Source organism: Methanoplanus endosymbiosus, assembly GCF_024662215.1.
Taxonomy (GTDB): domain Archaea; phylum Halobacteriota; class Methanomicrobia; order Methanomicrobiales; family Methanomicrobiaceae; genus Methanoplanus; species Methanoplanus endosymbiosus.
This window is the reverse complement of record NZ_CP096115.1, coordinates 2,144,205-2,158,268: the sequence shown is the minus strand read 5'-3', so window position 1 is coordinate 2,158,268 and position 14,064 is coordinate 2,144,205. Positions and strand designations below refer to the sequence as shown.

At 43.3% G+C, this 14,064-nt stretch carries 16 protein-coding genes; 4 read left to right on the top strand and 12 right to left on the bottom strand.

The window, feature by feature from the left end:
• Window positions 1–13 precede the first annotated feature (13 nt).
• From mcrC to mcrB, 3 genes are read right to left on the bottom strand one after another with little or no spacing between them, the layout of a single operon-like run.
• Window positions 14–634: a methyl-coenzyme M reductase I operon protein C gene (gene mcrC / locus L6E24_RS09545; RefSeq protein WP_257741756.1), complete on the bottom strand. Its 621-nt coding sequence runs from the start codon at window positions 632–634 to the stop codon at window positions 14–16.
• Window positions 635–1,108, bottom strand: coding sequence for a methyl-coenzyme M reductase operon protein D (mcrD, locus tag L6E24_RS09540; protein ID WP_257741755.1), 474 nt, complete (start codon window positions 1,106–1,108; stop codon window positions 635–637). It abuts the gene before it with no gap.
• A gap of 22 nt (window positions 1,109–1,130) precedes the next feature.
• Window positions 1,131–2,435: a coenzyme-B sulfoethylthiotransferase subunit beta gene (gene mcrB / locus L6E24_RS09535; protein ID WP_257741754.1), complete on the bottom strand. Its 1,305-nt coding sequence runs from the start codon at window positions 2,433–2,435 to the stop codon at window positions 1,131–1,133.
• A gap of 461 nt (window positions 2,436–2,896) precedes the next feature.
• Between mcrB and mobB the strand changes: the two genes are divergently transcribed.
• Entirely contained in the window at window positions 2,897–3,658 is a 762-nt protein-coding gene (gene mobB, locus L6E24_RS09530) for a molybdopterin-guanine dinucleotide biosynthesis protein B (protein ID WP_257741753.1), read from the top strand.
• Between the two features lie 143 nt (window positions 3,659–3,801).
• Here the strand turns inward: mobB and L6E24_RS09525 are convergent, their stop codons facing one another.
• The gene (locus L6E24_RS09525; protein ID WP_257741752.1) at window positions 3,802–4,608 is read right to left on the bottom strand and encodes an amino acid kinase family protein; all 807 of its coding nucleotides are present in this window, start codon (window positions 4,606–4,608) and stop codon (window positions 3,802–3,804) included.
• An 85-nt stretch (window positions 4,609–4,693) separates the two neighbouring features.
• Here L6E24_RS09525 and L6E24_RS09520 point away from each other — a divergent pair, with 85 nt between their 5' ends.
• Both L6E24_RS09520 and L6E24_RS09515 read left to right on the top strand, forming a co-directional pair.
• Window positions 4,694–4,912 carry a hypothetical protein gene (locus L6E24_RS09520; protein WP_257741751.1) on the top strand — a complete coding sequence of 73 codons (219 nt, stop codon included), beginning with the start codon at window positions 4,694–4,696 and terminating at the stop codon, window positions 4,910–4,912.
• 12 nt (window positions 4,913–4,924) lie between these two features.
• Complete coding sequence (locus L6E24_RS09515) at window positions 4,925–5,275, top strand: hypothetical protein (RefSeq protein ID WP_257741750.1); 351 nt, start codon at window positions 4,925–4,927, stop codon at window positions 5,273–5,275.
• Window positions 5,276–5,280: 5 nt separating this feature from the next.
• Here L6E24_RS09515 and L6E24_RS09510 read toward each other — a convergent pair whose 3' ends face one another.
• The 5 genes from L6E24_RS09510 to modA (L6E24_RS09490) form a co-directional block, all read right to left on the bottom strand.
• A complete protein-coding gene (locus L6E24_RS09510; protein ID WP_257741749.1) occupies window positions 5,281–6,378 on the bottom strand; it encodes an ATP-binding cassette domain-containing protein in 1,098 nt (365 codons plus the stop codon).
• 12 nt (window positions 6,379–6,390) lie between these two features.
• Window positions 6,391–7,188 carry an ABC transporter permease gene (locus tag L6E24_RS09505; RefSeq protein WP_257741748.1) on the bottom strand — a complete coding sequence of 266 codons (798 nt, stop codon included), beginning with the start codon at window positions 7,186–7,188 and terminating at the stop codon, window positions 6,391–6,393.
• On the bottom strand, window positions 7,185–7,727 hold the full coding sequence (gene tsaA / locus L6E24_RS09500; RefSeq protein ID WP_257741747.1) for a tRNA (N6-threonylcarbamoyladenosine(37)-N6)-methyltransferase TrmO: 543 nt from the start codon (window positions 7,725–7,727) through the stop codon (window positions 7,185–7,187). Before tsaA ends, L6E24_RS09505 begins: the two co-directional genes overlap by 4 nt.
• 34 nt (window positions 7,728–7,761) lie before the next feature.
• Entirely contained in the window at window positions 7,762–8,598 is an 837-nt protein-coding gene (gene modA / locus L6E24_RS09495; RefSeq protein ID WP_257741746.1) for a molybdate ABC transporter substrate-binding protein, read from the bottom strand.
• Between the two features lie 118 nt (window positions 8,599–8,716).
• On the bottom strand, window positions 8,717–9,541 hold the full coding sequence (modA, locus tag L6E24_RS09490; protein WP_257741745.1) for a molybdate ABC transporter substrate-binding protein: 825 nt from the start codon (window positions 9,539–9,541) through the stop codon (window positions 8,717–8,719).
• A 313-nt stretch (window positions 9,542–9,854) separates the two neighbouring features.
• On the opposite strand from modA (L6E24_RS09490), the gene L6E24_RS09485 reads away from it, so the two are divergent.
• Window positions 9,855–10,925, top strand: a complete 1,071-nt coding sequence (locus L6E24_RS09485) for a putative sulfate/molybdate transporter (protein ID WP_257741744.1) — start codon at window positions 9,855–9,857, stop codon at window positions 10,923–10,925.
• A gap of 78 nt (window positions 10,926–11,003) precedes the next feature.
• Here the strand turns inward: L6E24_RS09485 and L6E24_RS09480 are convergent, their stop codons facing one another.
• Genes L6E24_RS09480 through wtpA form a run of 3 tightly spaced genes read right to left on the bottom strand, consistent with a single transcriptional unit; the run spans window position 11,004 to window position 14,001 of the window.
• Window positions 11,004–12,065, bottom strand: coding sequence for an ABC transporter ATP-binding protein (locus L6E24_RS09480; protein WP_257741743.1), 1,062 nt, complete (start codon window positions 12,063–12,065; stop codon window positions 11,004–11,006).
• Between the two features lie 13 nt (window positions 12,066–12,078).
• Window positions 12,079–12,891 carry an ABC transporter permease gene (locus L6E24_RS09475; RefSeq protein ID WP_257741742.1) on the bottom strand — a complete coding sequence of 271 codons (813 nt, stop codon included), beginning with the start codon at window positions 12,889–12,891 and terminating at the stop codon, window positions 12,079–12,081.
• 21 nt (window positions 12,892–12,912) lie between these two features.
• A complete protein-coding gene (gene wtpA, locus L6E24_RS09470) occupies window positions 12,913–14,001 on the bottom strand; it encodes a tungstate ABC transporter substrate-binding protein WtpA (RefSeq protein ID WP_257741741.1) in 1,089 nt (362 codons plus the stop codon).
• Between the last annotated feature and the right edge of the window lie 63 nt (window positions 14,002–14,064).

The window sequence follows — 14,064 nt, the reverse complement described above, 5'->3', positions numbered from 1 at the left end:
TTTCACCTTTAAATTATTGTTTCATTGATTTCATTACAGCCGAAATAACTTCTGCCAGTTTCTCCCTTGTAGGGGTCTGTCCTCTTGTAACTCCGCTGACGATGCGAATGACCCTGCCTTTTGTCTTCACCTTATCAGGTGACGGCATCACATAAGCGGTTTTAACACCAACTTTTGCAAGATCTTCGTAATCCACAGGTGCCTGCGATACAACAACTGCATCGATATCACATCTCTCGAGAATAAAGCGAACCTTCTCCACAACATGAGATCTCACATTGCCGTGATGAAGAATTGCAACTTTATGCTGCTCTATCTGTGCAGTTTCTTTCGGGTTCAGGCCGAAATATGCCCCCAGAACCGAACCGGCTATCGCCGGAGCATCGGGGGGAACGCCGCTTCCGGCGTTTAAGACAAGAGTGCTGACCGAAAATTCAACACCTTCTCTTCTGAGGCCTGATGTTATATCACAGACTGGTTTTGTTACGTGTCGCCTGCCTGGAGACATGCCAACGACTATTACATCCGGATGGCGGCATTCGGATATAGTACCTCTCTGGGCAAGGCCGCCACCTTTACCCATACCCATACTTTCGCGGCAGTCAACAACCTGGGTGACACGACCTATAGGCATTTATTTAAAACCCTGTAAGATTACCGGCCCGTCTTTTCTCGGGTCGGAAAGTCCAATCATATTCTCGTCAGCATCAGGGCCGTATTTACAGTAATCAGACAGTGTCGGGGATGTTTTCATATATTTTCCGACCTGGAGCTGATATGGAAACTTTATGAATATTTCATCACAGACTGCCCTGATATTTTCTATTACATCCTCACCCTCAAGTTCAAAGACAAACATTCCTGCCTGTACCCTGAGTTCAACCTCAGTGTTACCGATATGAATGGCTCTCCTGTTGGTATTGGGATTGGGTTTTCCGCGTGCAGGACCGTAAGGAACGGTTTTTGGAAGAGAAGGACCATTTATGGTCATTCTTCTGATCCCTTCAACCTTAACCACCTTATCAAGAAAGATTTCAGCAGTTTCAGGTGACAGCATGCGGAGAGGGACTACCCTGCATTGTGGATATACTTTTTGGCTTTTAGTCATTCCAAACCTAAATGTGATCTATTCAGACTCCGTTTGCGATCTGATCCATTGGTTTGTTGAACTCAGGGATCTGACCGTATGTTTCGCCCATAACTGCTGATGTTCCCTCTGGAGTGAACATCTGTGTACCTGCATCAAGTGCACATGCTGCAACTACACATGGAATTGCACAGCCGTTTGCGTGGCGTGTGACAACGTGGTTTCCATTGAAGATACCTGGACCTCCACCACCGTAGATTGAGTGGCTGAAGAATGAGAAACCGACAGCTGTACCCATTACACGACCGAAATCAGTTGATGGAAGGCCGGTCTCGTGCTCAAGCAGATCGTTGAAGTAGAGCAGTGTTGATGAAACTGCCTGTGCGAAACGTCCTGCACCACAGTTGACCATGGTTGCTGCAAGTGTACCTGCTGCTGCGTATGCATTCCACAGCATTGGATCCTTTGTGTCGTAGAACTGGAAGTATCCGCCCTTCTTTCCTGGGACGATTACTTTGTCCTCAATTGCCTTCTCGACAAGTGACTGGACAACAGTTCCGACTGTTCCTGTCTGGCCGTTCTCCTTTACGAGATCATATACAAGGTTGTTTGCGTTAAGACCCTGGTATGCGTACTGGAGAAGCATGTGGCGCTCGAACGGACCGATTGCACCGCCCATCTCGAACTCTCCTGCTGTCTCAAGGGTTGCTGCAAGTGCTGCACCCTGCATTGCATTTCTTCCTGTCATCATAACGTAGTGGTTAACACCGATGTTACGGAGTGAGAAACCAAGACCTTCATTGTTCTGCGGAACTGCAAGAACTGATGATACAAGTGCACCTTCCATATCCATGGTATGTGGGTATGCACCGAATGTTGCTGCCTTTACAGTTGATGCATCAAACATATCAACGCCGAATTCATCGACAATTGCGTATGTTGTTGCTGCTGCAACTGATGTGATTGCTGCATCATATGTGGATGCTGCATTCAGGCGTGCCTTTGGTACTTCAACAAGAAGCAGGTTTCCGCCCTTGAATTCGCGGATTGTTGCATCTTCGCCTTCAACACCTACGTATTCCTGGATTTTTGCAACAACTGCTTCCTTGTTCTCCATAATTGGAAGATCAAGTTCACGTCCGAGAATCTTGCCGCCCTTTCCGAGTTTACCGGTTTTAAGAGCTTTTTCGATACCGCCAAGGTTTACAGCGATGTTTCTCTTTGTCTGGTCGATGAGCTTAAGAGTTGCCGGATTTACAAGCGGACTTATCTTATTTAGCTCAACACCACTCTTCAGAAGTTTACCATCATCTGAATAAAGATCAATTGTGTCGGAATATTTTGCCATATTTTTTCCTCCTATACCCTATAAGTGCAATGCATTACTTTCACTGAACAACGACGGATTATTACCCGCCGGAAATTGATGATATTCACTACTGCACGTCCCCGCATGGGACAATCGTACATTAACATATCTCCGGATATAAGCATTCCTAATAATACTCAATATAAATTTTAAAAAATACAATCCAAATCTAGTAAATATTAATTAATAAAAACCAATTCTTTGATTTTTAACGACAAGTGTTACGATTTATGATATATAGTAATACTCTTTATGACAATGAAATGGGTTAAACTTAAAATTCATATGCGCTCACAAAAATTACGAGCGTATGTCAATTATTTTAAGAAAATAAGCAGCAAAAAACCATATTTCAGAACTGACCATTCAATGAATAAACCAATACCAAAATAAATCAGGTAATTCTTTTATTATTCCGGCAGACATACAATAGTGAACAGATGAAAATAATTCATATCGCGGGATATTCCAATTCAGGAAAAACAGTATTAATAAAAAAACTCGTAACAATACTTGAGGAAAAATACCCCGGAAAGACCGGCGTGATAAAACATCTCGGACATCACAACTATGACTTAAATCCCGGAAAGGATATGACAGGGCATTTTGAGAACGGTGCAAAGGTTGTCACAGGAATTGACGGTGAAAAATCGGTAATATATGCAGAAGAAAATGACCTGAACAACATACTTGGACACCTCTCAGATGCCGGAATTAAATATGCAGTCATCGAGGGTTTTAAAAAATATAATTTCAGAAAGGTCTGCCTCGGAGATCTGGAAGCGGAAAACTGTATCTTTAAGAATCCGGATGTATCAGAAATTGTGGAGTCACTTGATAAATTTGATGACTTCTTCACAATGCAGGGACTTGTCAGGGATTTAAGGGAAAATATCGAACTCCCGAAAACGGGCTGCATAATTACATTCAACGGGATTGTCAGGGAAATCACCGGAGAGAATATCACCAAATATCTTGAATTCACCGACACAGATAAACTTAAAAGAATAATAGACGGCGTAACTGAAGATATTAAAAACAGAGAGGGAATACTCGGTGTCCGCATTCACCACAATTCCGGGAGGATAAACGCCGGTGATGACATCACATACATTGCTGTTGCCGCATCTCACAGGGAGGAAGGTTTTGCAGCGGTTCAGGATGCAGTTGACAGAATCAAATCAGAACTGCATGACGCATAGAACCCGTTCTTCCGGAAACTTATGCGTCATAAAATAATTATGTATTTATAATCAGTTCAGGGTTTTTGAAGATCAAAACCCTGCATGATCATTCCAAGATATTACTGCCCGAATAATTACCATAGGCAGAAACTTTTTTCAGACTACTGCCGGATTATTGTTCCGACCTTCTCGCCGTTCAGCACTTTTGTTATATTGCCCCTTACATGCCCGTTTACGATCTTAACCTCATGCATATTCTTTGAATGCTGAAGCATCTCAAGAACTGCCTCCTCAAGCACGAGATCCTCGAGATCCATCTCAAGGACCTCTTCTGCCCTGATGTCCTCAATCAGCTCTGCGTCATCATACAGGAGCGGGTTTTTATCGAAGAGGCCGTCCACATTCTTTACAAGAATACAGTTTTTAGCACCCATAACCTCAGCTGCGAGGAATGCACCGGTATCGGTTCTGTGACTTGGAATCGGCCCAACGACTGTCGGGGTTTCGTAAAAGCTGTAAATTGGAGTGCCCCTCATAATCGGAACCTGCCCAAGACTTAAAAGCATGGGGATATCCAGAAGATCGTCATTGCTTATTTTAACTGCATTGTACTTTGCCATAAGAACAGAGAGCATAAGTGCATTCTGCTCACTGATTGTGCCCGAAAGTTCAGCTAAAATTCCGGTGGGCATCCCAAGATCAATTCCAATATCCATAATATGCCTGACACGCACGCCCCCTCCGGTTACGATAAGCATCTGATGCTCACGCGACAGTTCACCAAGTTCTTCGACAATTGGTATAACTACCTCCTTGCCAAAGTCAATTGTACCATGACCACCGACTTTAATAACATTGAGCTCAGGTGTGATCCTGATAGTTTCAACCCCGGATCTCTCATGCATAAGTCCCTTGCGAACCAGGGTCTCACCCTGTAATTTATTTTTAATCTCCTTTCTCTTACTCATGTGATACAAATATTAATATACTACAAAGGATAAGTAATGTTCCGTAAACCAGCTGATATAACAGCTGAAAAAGGAGGAAATATAAATGAAAATCTATGTCCGCGAGAGGCAGAAAGTAGGCGAGGGAGTCAAACAGCCAAGATTCAGAGTAATGGCCCTCGTAGGCGAGGACAACCCAAAGGTAAAATTCCTTGCAAGCCACTACAGAAAGACCGAACTTGAACAGATGGCAAAAGAAATTGGTGCAGAAATAATCTATCTTGAACCTGCCAGTGAATCAGAACACGGCAAAATGAAAGACTAAAACCCCTTTTTTATGCCCAATATCAACAGTGAAACACTCTTCAATGCATCAGCAGAAATTCTGGCAGATAAAGGGACAATTCAGATCAGAATTGAAGATAAAAAGATAAAATTAAAATTACCCACAACGAGGCAGATCGCGGAAACCCTGCATGTGCCCCATTATTATGTACTTCCGGCATTCTCGGAAATGGAAAAATCAGAGATGATTACAAGAGAAGAGAGAGTGGGTATCTGGACGACAGACAGAGGCACGAAAATCATGATTAAGCTGATTACGGAAAAATTTCCGGAAAAATGCGAAGAGATAATTAATCCGGAAATTCTGAAAGCACTCACTGGTTATTCCGTATATTCCGGCTGATTAACCTATTCTTTCAGTTCCGGATTCATTCCCTCTTCACCACAGGGAATGACATGAAATGCCTCAAAGGGAAATACTGCATATGCGGTGTCGCCCACAGACAGATTCATCCTTAAAAAATCCCTCTTCATCATAACTGCCTTAATCCTGATTCCCGCATCAATAGTAATCCTTACAAAACCTCCGCTGTCACGGATCTCATCAATAATTCCCTTAAGCTTATTGCATGACTCATCTCCGGCAGGAACTGTGGGTGTGACAATTACGTCCTCCATTCGCAGGACAGCAGTGGCACGATCTCCCGCAATAGAAGAATCATATGATTCCGAGACCAGATCCACATTGTCAATGCTGAGATTCAGACATTTACCTGATCTTAACCATTTACAGGGATATATATTCTCAAAACCAACAAAAGAAGCAATAAACTCAGTCTTTGGTTTTCTGAATACCTCATCAGGATCTCCGATCTGTAAGATATTGCCCTCATTCATGATAACAACCCTGTCTGCAAGTGAGAATACCTCCTCATAATTGTGGGTGATATGAATGAAAGTCGTGTTAAACATCTTATGAAGCTTCTTTAACTCCCCTCTCAGGTTTTCCCTCGTCTGTGTATCAAGGGCACTTAAGGGTTCATCAAGGAGCAGAATATCTGGCTCCATCAGGATGGCACGGCATATGGCAGTCCTCTGCTTCTCTCCTCCACTCAGAGTTCCCGGATATCGATGGAGCAGATGGTCAATTCCCATTACAGATGCTATATCCCTCACCTTCTTTTCGATCTCAGGACGTGGCACCTTCCTGCTTTTCAGACCGAACCCGATATTTGCCTCGACTGTGAGATGCGGAAAGAGAACAAAATCCTGATAGACCATTGCAATGTTTCTGTCCTTTGGCTGCGCATCGGTAATATCCCGGCCACCCATAATCACTCTTCCGGAGTCCGGAGGATATATGCCTGCGACAGTCTCAAGCAGAATTGTCTTACCCGCACCTGTAGGGCCGATAATTACCATATACTCACCTTTTATCACATCAAGGCTGGCATTGTCAATACGGAATTCCCCAAGGTTTTTAGAAATATTATCTAATTTAAGCATGATAAAAAACCACTAAAATTTAGCAGATCCTCCATAAACCTCAAATATATAGAGGGAAACAACCGAAATTCCTATCAGGATGATCGCCGCAGAGATAGCCATTTCAAGATCTCCGCATGACATATTCAGGAATAGCGAAATCGGAAGTGTCTCGGTTTTAAACCTTGTAGCTCCGGCAAGCATAAGAGCAGCGCCGAATTCGCCAATACCCTTTGCCCACGTAATTACTGCACCGGCAAAAAAACCATTCGCAGCCATAGGAATGGTAACCCTGAAAATACTCTCAGCATTGGTGCACCCAAGCGTCCGGGCGACATACTCATATCTCGGACTGATCCCCTCAAATGTAGACCTCATTATCCTGAGCATAAAAGGCAGGTTTACAAAGAACTGCGCTATGATAATTCCAAGCGGAGTGAATACAAAGACAAGACCTATACTCTCAAGGGCATCTCCAAATGCCGTTGTTCCGAAGAGCAGAAGCAGACCCACACCTGCAACAAGCGGAGGCAGAGCCAGAGGAAGGTCAAGAAGCGTATTGACAATGCTTTTCCCAAAAAAATCATACCTCGCAAGACCATATGCCGCAGGAACACCGACAACTATACACAAAGCAGTCGATGCGACAGAAGTTACAAGACTTAAATATATTGCAAACTGAATCTCCTCACTCATAAGTGATTGTACAACAGACGATGGATCAGGATGAGTTACAATGAGGATAAGCAATGAAACAATAAAAGCTGAGAGAATAAGGGCCGCTGATACAGTAAATACCTTTACTGCATCCCAGCTTGTGAGTGGCTTCAAATATTTGTCCTCTCTTTGTCCCTTAGCCCTTTTGGAGTAGCATTCCATTCTCCTATCTCTTCGGAATGTGACGAATCAACCCATCCGTTTCTGACCTCATCACGGTGGTCAAACTGATAGACATACGGCTTTATATCAATTAGCGGTGTGCCGTCAAGTATATCCACAGCACTAATTTCAAGCCTGTTGCCTTTAACAGACAATAGGTCCACAATTGAGAATCCTACCGGATTTGGCCTGTTAAAATGTCTGATCGAAAATATACCCCTGTCCTCTTCAAGATCGAGGAATGGTTTTCTCACAATTTCACATTTACCTGCCCTGTCAAAATGATACAGCAGTATCAGATGGGAGAAGTTTTCGACATCTTTAAGACCAGGGACAAATTCATCGAATATCTCAATATAACCTTTTGAAGGATTGAATATTCCCTGTATCGGGGTATCCTCCTGTATCGTATGCTCCGAATGGATTATCCCGATTGGACGGTAGCATATTTCCATCTCCTTAACTCTCCCAATATCTTCATTAAAAGCCATAATAGCACCAAAAAACAGTTAATATTATATTAATTTACAGATCTGAATACTTATCACACGGATAAGTGTCAAAACCTGCTTCCTCAAAGTATGCCTTACCGGCATCTGAAGATACAAAATCAATAAACTGCTTTGCAGTATCTTCTTTCTCCGTAAATGTCAGCATACCAACCGGAACAACCTTGACAAAACCCGCACTCACAGGAATATCCACCTTATCCATAGTCTCTTCGTTTAAGAGATCTTCCCAGATGATTACCGCATCTGTCTGATCCATATTGAGATAGACGAGAAGTTCATTGACAGTGCCGGACTGAACAACGATATTATCCTGAATGCCTTCCCATAGATTATTCTTCTCAAGGAGTTTTTTTGCTGCCTTTCCAACCGCAGGGCCGTCAGGTTCGCCGATGCCTACCCTGAGACCTTCTTCTGTCAGGTCTTCAAGAGATGTAATATTCTTAGGATTACCCTTAGGAACAGCAATTGTCATCACATGATAAACAACATCATTGCTGTCAGATACAAAGCCTTTCTCCACAGCAGAGTCAATATATGACTTTGCTCCGGGCATGTAGGCATCTCCTTCCTGCAACAGCTCAATCTGTGAGAGAAGCTGAGCAGACCCGCCGTAGGTGTACTTAATCTTCACATTCTTCTGCTCTTCAAATGCCTCTGCTATATTGTCCATCGGAACGCGGAGACCCGCGCCACAGTAAACAATAAGTGACTCTTCAGATAATTCTTCGCCTCCGGAGGCCTGTGCCCCCGCATCCTTTTCCTCTCCGGAATTTCCGGAGACACAGCCTGCACCCAGGATGAGTGCAAAGGCTGCAAACACAGTAAAAACCAACAATAGCTTTTTATGCATAACAAATATCTCCATTACAACTGATAAAATAATTTACTCATATGTGCAGAATTAACCACATTAACTTAACACACATATTTAAAGCTAGATTAACACCATTATCCAAAAAAATCAGAATTTATTTGATATTGGCATACTTCTCACAGGGGTATGTATCAAAACCCGCATTGCGGAAGATCTCTTTTCCTTCATCTGACGCTACAAATTCCATATACTTTTTAGCATTTTCAGGATGTTCACTGAACTCAAGCGTTGCAATGGGAACAATCTTTACAAAACCATCTTCCACAGGGATATTAACCTTCTCAATACTCTCTTCATTTAAGAGATCTTCAAAGATTACAACTGCATCAGCCTGGTCCATCTTCAGGAATACAAGCAGTTCATTGACAGTGCCAGACTGAACAACGATATTGTCCTGCATATCTTCCCACATGCCATTCTTCTCAAAGATCTTCTTTGCAGCCTTTCCAATCGCAGGGCCGTCAGGTTCGCCGATTCCAACCCTGATTCCGTCACGGTTAAGATCTTCAACTGATGTGATATTCTCTGGATTGCCCTTTTGTACTGCAATTGTCACCACATGGTACACAACATCCCTGGTATCGGAGACGAATCCCTTCTCTGCCGCAGAGTCAAGGTATGCCTTTGCACCGGGCATGTAAAGGTCTCCCTCTCCCAGAAGTTCCATCTGTGAGAGCAGCTGTGCCGCACCGCCGTATGAATATTTGATCTTTATACCTTCCTTCTCCTCAAAGACTTCTGCCGCAGTTTCCATAGGAACACGGAGTCCTGCACCGCAATAGACTATAAGAGACTCATCTGATGCAGAATTGCCGGATTCTGCCTTGTTCTCCTTTGTCTCTCCTGATGTACAGCCACAGGCCATAATCACAGCAATAAGCAGAATTATTGCTGAAAACCGGATAAAACCCTTACTCATCAATAAATCTCTAAAAAAACACCGCAATAAATACATTGTTACAATTTTTTTAAAATTAACATTATTAAATTAACACAATTTACAACATAGAAATAAGAATTAAAAAGATTAAACAGAGATAAACTAAAAACCTTAGGATTAGGACCAATAAATAACAAAATTTTCAGAATACAGAATTATCCGAAGAAAACTTAGATCAATAATACGCGGAAGATTGGTTGATAAAGATCAGAGATCTGCATACCAGAAAGGAGGAGTATAACTGAACAGAATTCACGGAATTAAATTTAATCTGAATGAGGCAGCAGGCTCAGTGGGGGACTTTGGCACAATTCTGCCGATAATATTTGGTGTTGCAGTAGTCACTGACATCAATCTTGGCACAATATTACTTTTCTTTGCGGTCTGGTACACTGCAGTTGGCATACTGTACAGACTTCCAGTACCCGTCGAACCTATGAAGGCGATAGGCGCAATAGTGATTGCCGAAGGGCTGACATCTCCTGAGATTGCTGCATCGGGAATTATAATCGGAATAATTTTTATCGCAATCGGATATCTCAGAGGAATGTCAAAAATTCAGAGATGGATTCCAAAAAATGTCATAAGAGGCATACAGGCAGGGCTTGCACTTCTCCTCCTTAAGACATCACTGAATTTTGTTGTAAACGACATCTTCTATTCAGCAGTTTCAGTCATAATTATCCTCATATTCCTCCTTATAACGATGAAGACCGCATTTCCTGACCTGTCAGCACTGATAGTGGTAGGAATCGGAATTGCGGCCGGGATTGTGACAGCCGGAATTCCGGAGATGAGCTTTATTGCCCTTCCGCAGGTAATAATTCCGGATGTGAACGACTTTGCATTCTCCTCATGGAATCTGGTCATCCCGCAGATCCCGCTCACCCTTACCAATGCAATTCTTGCGACATCACTGCTGGCCCATGACCTCTTTAAGAAGGATATAAACCCAGACAAACTCTCCAAAACGATAGGGTTCATGAATCTGATATCCTGCCCACTGGGAGGATTTCCGATGTGCCACGGTGCAGGTGGAATGGGTGCAATGCACCGTTTTGGGGCAAGAACAGGCGGCAGCAATATAATTGCGGGCATAATTTTCCTCGGACTGGCCCTCTTTTTTGCAAAACCTGAGATGCTCGGCATAATTCCACTGGGGATATTCGGCGGTCTTTTAATCTTTGCCGCAATTCCGCTTCTGAAGGCATCGGCAAATACAGATTCCGTAATGGTAACAGCAATTACTGCAATACTTGCACCATTTGCAGGTATGACCGTTGCTTTTATTGCCGGAATGCTGCTTGCATATATCGAAATTTACAGAAAAAAAGGTATTGGGCAGACCATTCCGGATAAATAAAAATATTTACGGGAAAAATATCCGGGGTTATTTTCAGGAAAAAAAGATACAGATATGATTAAGGACATTTAAGGGATGTCATGTGCCGGTAATATGAACATTAGCGGAGCTGAAAGCAACATAGACCTCCATTCCCGGTTTAAAATTACTCTCAGCCATCTCCCTTGGAGAAAGGGAGGAATATATAGATTCGCCACAGTCAACAATGACCCTGAAATAATTATTTCTCTGAAATATTCCTTCAATTTTTCCATTTAAAATATTATCCGGACCATTTTCAGGCATACTGTCCATCAGGAGAACATCAGACGCATGGATATACAGGTTGACATTGTCACCCTTTTTTCCGGAATATAACACTTTTAAGCTGACCCCTCCGAGATCGATGAGACAGATGCCATCATCTCCGGCATCTGTAACAACACCGTCAAATATGTTATCAATGCCTGCCATTCTGGCAACAACCGGCGATGCAGGCGTTTTAAAAACCTCATTCAGACTTCCGGTCTGCTCAAGCCGGCCATCAGCGATAACAGCAATTCTGTCTGCAAGTGATATCGCCTCCTCCCTTGAATGTGTCACCTGAACTATGGTTATTCCAAACTCTTTGTGGATGCTGTCAAGATCTTTTATAAACCGGTCACGGTTGACAGGGTCCATCGCAGAGAGTGGTTCATCAAGAAGCAGGATTTCCGGATTTATAACAAGCGCCCTTGCAAGAGCCACCCTCTGCTGTTCGCCGCCACTCATAGTAAGGGGTTTTCTCTCACTCAGGTGACTGATTCCGAAATGATTCAGCATTCTTCCAACAGATTCTTTAACTTCTGCACGGCTCTTCTTTGCCATCCTAAGCCCAAATGCCACATTATCAAAGATAGTCATATGCGGGAAGAGAGAATAGTCCTGATATACCAGAGCGATATCCCTCTTCTCCGGAGGTTTAAGGAATACATCCTCACCTCTTATCAGAACCCTTCCTGAATCAGGCAGGTGAAGTCCGGCTATGGTCTCAAGAAGAATTGTCTTACCTGCACCCGATGGTCCGATTATAAAGAAATATTCACCTTTATTGATCTTCATCGAGACATTATAGAGGCTGAAACTGCCAAGGGAGAGGTTTACATCATCAAATTCTATCATAATAAACTCCTGCTCAGACCCTCTCATCATAATTCTCCAGGCGTTTTATCAGCAGTCTCAGTGCGGCAAAGACAACAAAGCAGATCACAATAATAATAAAAGCTATAGTGCTGCTCTCTTTTAAGCCGCTTGTTGTGAACCGGTAATATATGAGCGTTGAAATTATCATAGGATAATATGCAATCATTATTACTGCTGCAAACTCACCTATCGCCCGCCCCCATGCAAGGACACTGCCGCTGAATATATGTCTCACGCTTAACGGCAAAACGATCTTTCGAAATGCTGCAAATCTCGTAGCGCCAAGTGTCCGTGCCACATTTTCAAGATGAACGGGCACTTTCTCAAAACCCTCCCTGACTGTATTGATGTAATACGGAGAGGATACGAAGAACATAGCGGCGACAATGCCCAGGTATGCATCTTCAAAGACAAAGCCAAGCGTTCCGAGCGGTTCACCGATAATACCCCTTCTCATGAAGAGAATATACACCAGAATTCCGGCGACTGTATGGGGAAGCATAATCGGGAGATCCACAAGCCCTTCAATAAATCCCTTACCCCTGAAATTCACCCTTGCAAGGACATATGCAAGGGGTGTTCCAAGAATAAGGAGCAGTATTACTGCATTAAGCCCCGCTGCAAGAGTGAGAATAACCGAATCAATCACCTTTGACTCTGATGCAACGGATATGAGATACGGGATGTCACCCAGCTGTGCAAGTGTGATATTTAGAAGTGAGAGAACTGTCAGAAATACAATAAGCCCGCCGATGAGTGAGAAAGAGATTATGCAGCTGTCCGGGCGGGAAAATTTCGCAGACATGATAAAAAAATAGGTTTGGTTTTAGCTGCTCATTTCAGCAAGTGCTGAGAGTGAGGAGGGAATGTCAAGGAATCCTGTTGCAGGAACAATTGGAGGCTGACCTGCGTCTGCCATGATCTTCTGTCCTGTCTCACCGATGAGCATAGCGACAAACTTATCTCCATTTTCAGGCTGATCCGCAGTTGTAGGAACTGTAACGCCATATACAATCGGCTTGCCTTTCATCATTCCGCCGGCAGTCTCAACCTGAACCTTTGCATATATGTCTGCATAGTCAATGGATGAGAGATCGATTGCCTCCGGAAGTTCAATGTATTTAACACCGGAATCTGCATTCTGTTCCGCAACACTCATGTATTCCCATGCGTAATCAAGGTTTCCTGCCTCAAGTCCTGCAATGAGATTTACACTCTTCTCATCAATTGAGAGCGGGTACACAGGTGCCGGATCTTTTGCATGAATGGTAGAGACTCCGTCATCAAATGTGTGTGATATGCCGCTTCTTACTCCGACAAGGTTGTCAAAGATCATCTCATCGTTGTAATTTAACTCTGCAAGCTGAATGACCATAAGGGACCTGTAACCGCATGGATCAAGGTTTGGATCTGAGAATGCCCATGCGACATCGTCTTTTCCAAGAATTTCATACCAGTTGTCAGCAGTTACTTCATCTGCATACTTGCTCTTGTCTGTGTAGCAGAGAACCATTCTGTTCTTTGCAAATGTCACATACCAGTCTGCATAGTCAGGAACCATCAGACCAGGAATAAGTGAATAGTCAGCAGATGCATAGACATCAGCAACCTTTCCAAGCTCAACTATCTCCTTTGCAAGCTTTGTGCTGCCGCCTGCATAGAGCTGTACATCGACATCAGGACATTCAGCCTCGTAAGCTGCTTCCATCTGCTCCATAGGACTTGCCAGACTTCCGGCATGGAATACCTTAAGAGTAGTCTTTTCAGATGCTGACTGAGCCGCGGTTGGCTGCTCAGTTGCCTGTGCCGTTGATGCCTCTGTGGGTGTTGCAGCCGGAGTGTTATCTCCTGTGCCTGTGCATCCACACATCATGACTGTTGCACATATCAGTGCAGCAACCAGAAAAAATCCCATAAACTTTTTCATAATGTAAATTTTAGACTGTTTACCTTTTATTATCTTTTGATTCTAATTTTT

Excerpts from the sequence above, each read along its gene's own strand:
- mcrC (WP_257741756.1), bottom strand. The coding sequence starts at position 634 with ATGCCTATAGGTCGTGTCACCCAGGTTGTTGACTGCCGCGAAAGTATG.
- mcrD (WP_257741755.1), bottom strand. The coding sequence starts at position 1,108 with ATGACTAAAAGCCAAAAAGTATATCCACAATGCAGGGTAGTCCCTCTC.
- mcrB (WP_257741754.1), bottom strand. The coding sequence starts at position 2,435 with ATGGCAAAATATTCCGACACAATTGATCTTTATTCAGATGATGGTAAA.
- mobB (WP_257741753.1), top strand. The coding sequence starts at position 2,897 with ATGAAAATAATTCATATCGCGGGATATTCCAATTCAGGAAAAACAGTA.
- L6E24_RS09525 (WP_257741752.1), bottom strand. The coding sequence starts at position 4,608 with ATGAGTAAGAGAAAGGAGATTAAAAATAAATTACAGGGTGAGACCCTG.
- L6E24_RS09520 (WP_257741751.1), top strand. The coding sequence starts at position 4,694 with ATGAAAATCTATGTCCGCGAGAGGCAGAAAGTAGGCGAGGGAGTCAAA.
- L6E24_RS09515 (WP_257741750.1), top strand. The coding sequence starts at position 4,925 with ATGCCCAATATCAACAGTGAAACACTCTTCAATGCATCAGCAGAAATT.
- L6E24_RS09510 (WP_257741749.1), bottom strand. The coding sequence starts at position 6,378 with ATGCTTAAATTAGATAATATTTCTAAAAACCTTGGGGAATTCCGTATT.
- tsaA (WP_257741747.1), bottom strand. The coding sequence starts at position 7,727 with ATGGCTTTTAATGAAGATATTGGGAGAGTTAAGGAGATGGAAATATGC.
- modA (WP_257741746.1), bottom strand. The coding sequence starts at position 8,598 with ATGCATAAAAAGCTATTGTTGGTTTTTACTGTGTTTGCAGCCTTTGCA.
- modA (WP_257741745.1), bottom strand. The coding sequence starts at position 9,541 with ATGAGTAAGGGTTTTATCCGGTTTTCAGCAATAATTCTGCTTATTGCT.
- L6E24_RS09480 (WP_257741743.1), bottom strand. The coding sequence starts at position 12,065 with ATGATAGAATTTGATGATGTAAACCTCTCCCTTGGCAGTTTCAGCCTC.
- L6E24_RS09475 (WP_257741742.1), bottom strand. The coding sequence starts at position 12,891 with ATGTCTGCGAAATTTTCCCGCCCGGACAGCTGCATAATCTCTTTCTCA.
- wtpA (WP_257741741.1), bottom strand. The coding sequence starts at position 14,001 with ATGGGATTTTTTCTGGTTGCTGCACTGATATGTGCAACAGTCATGATG.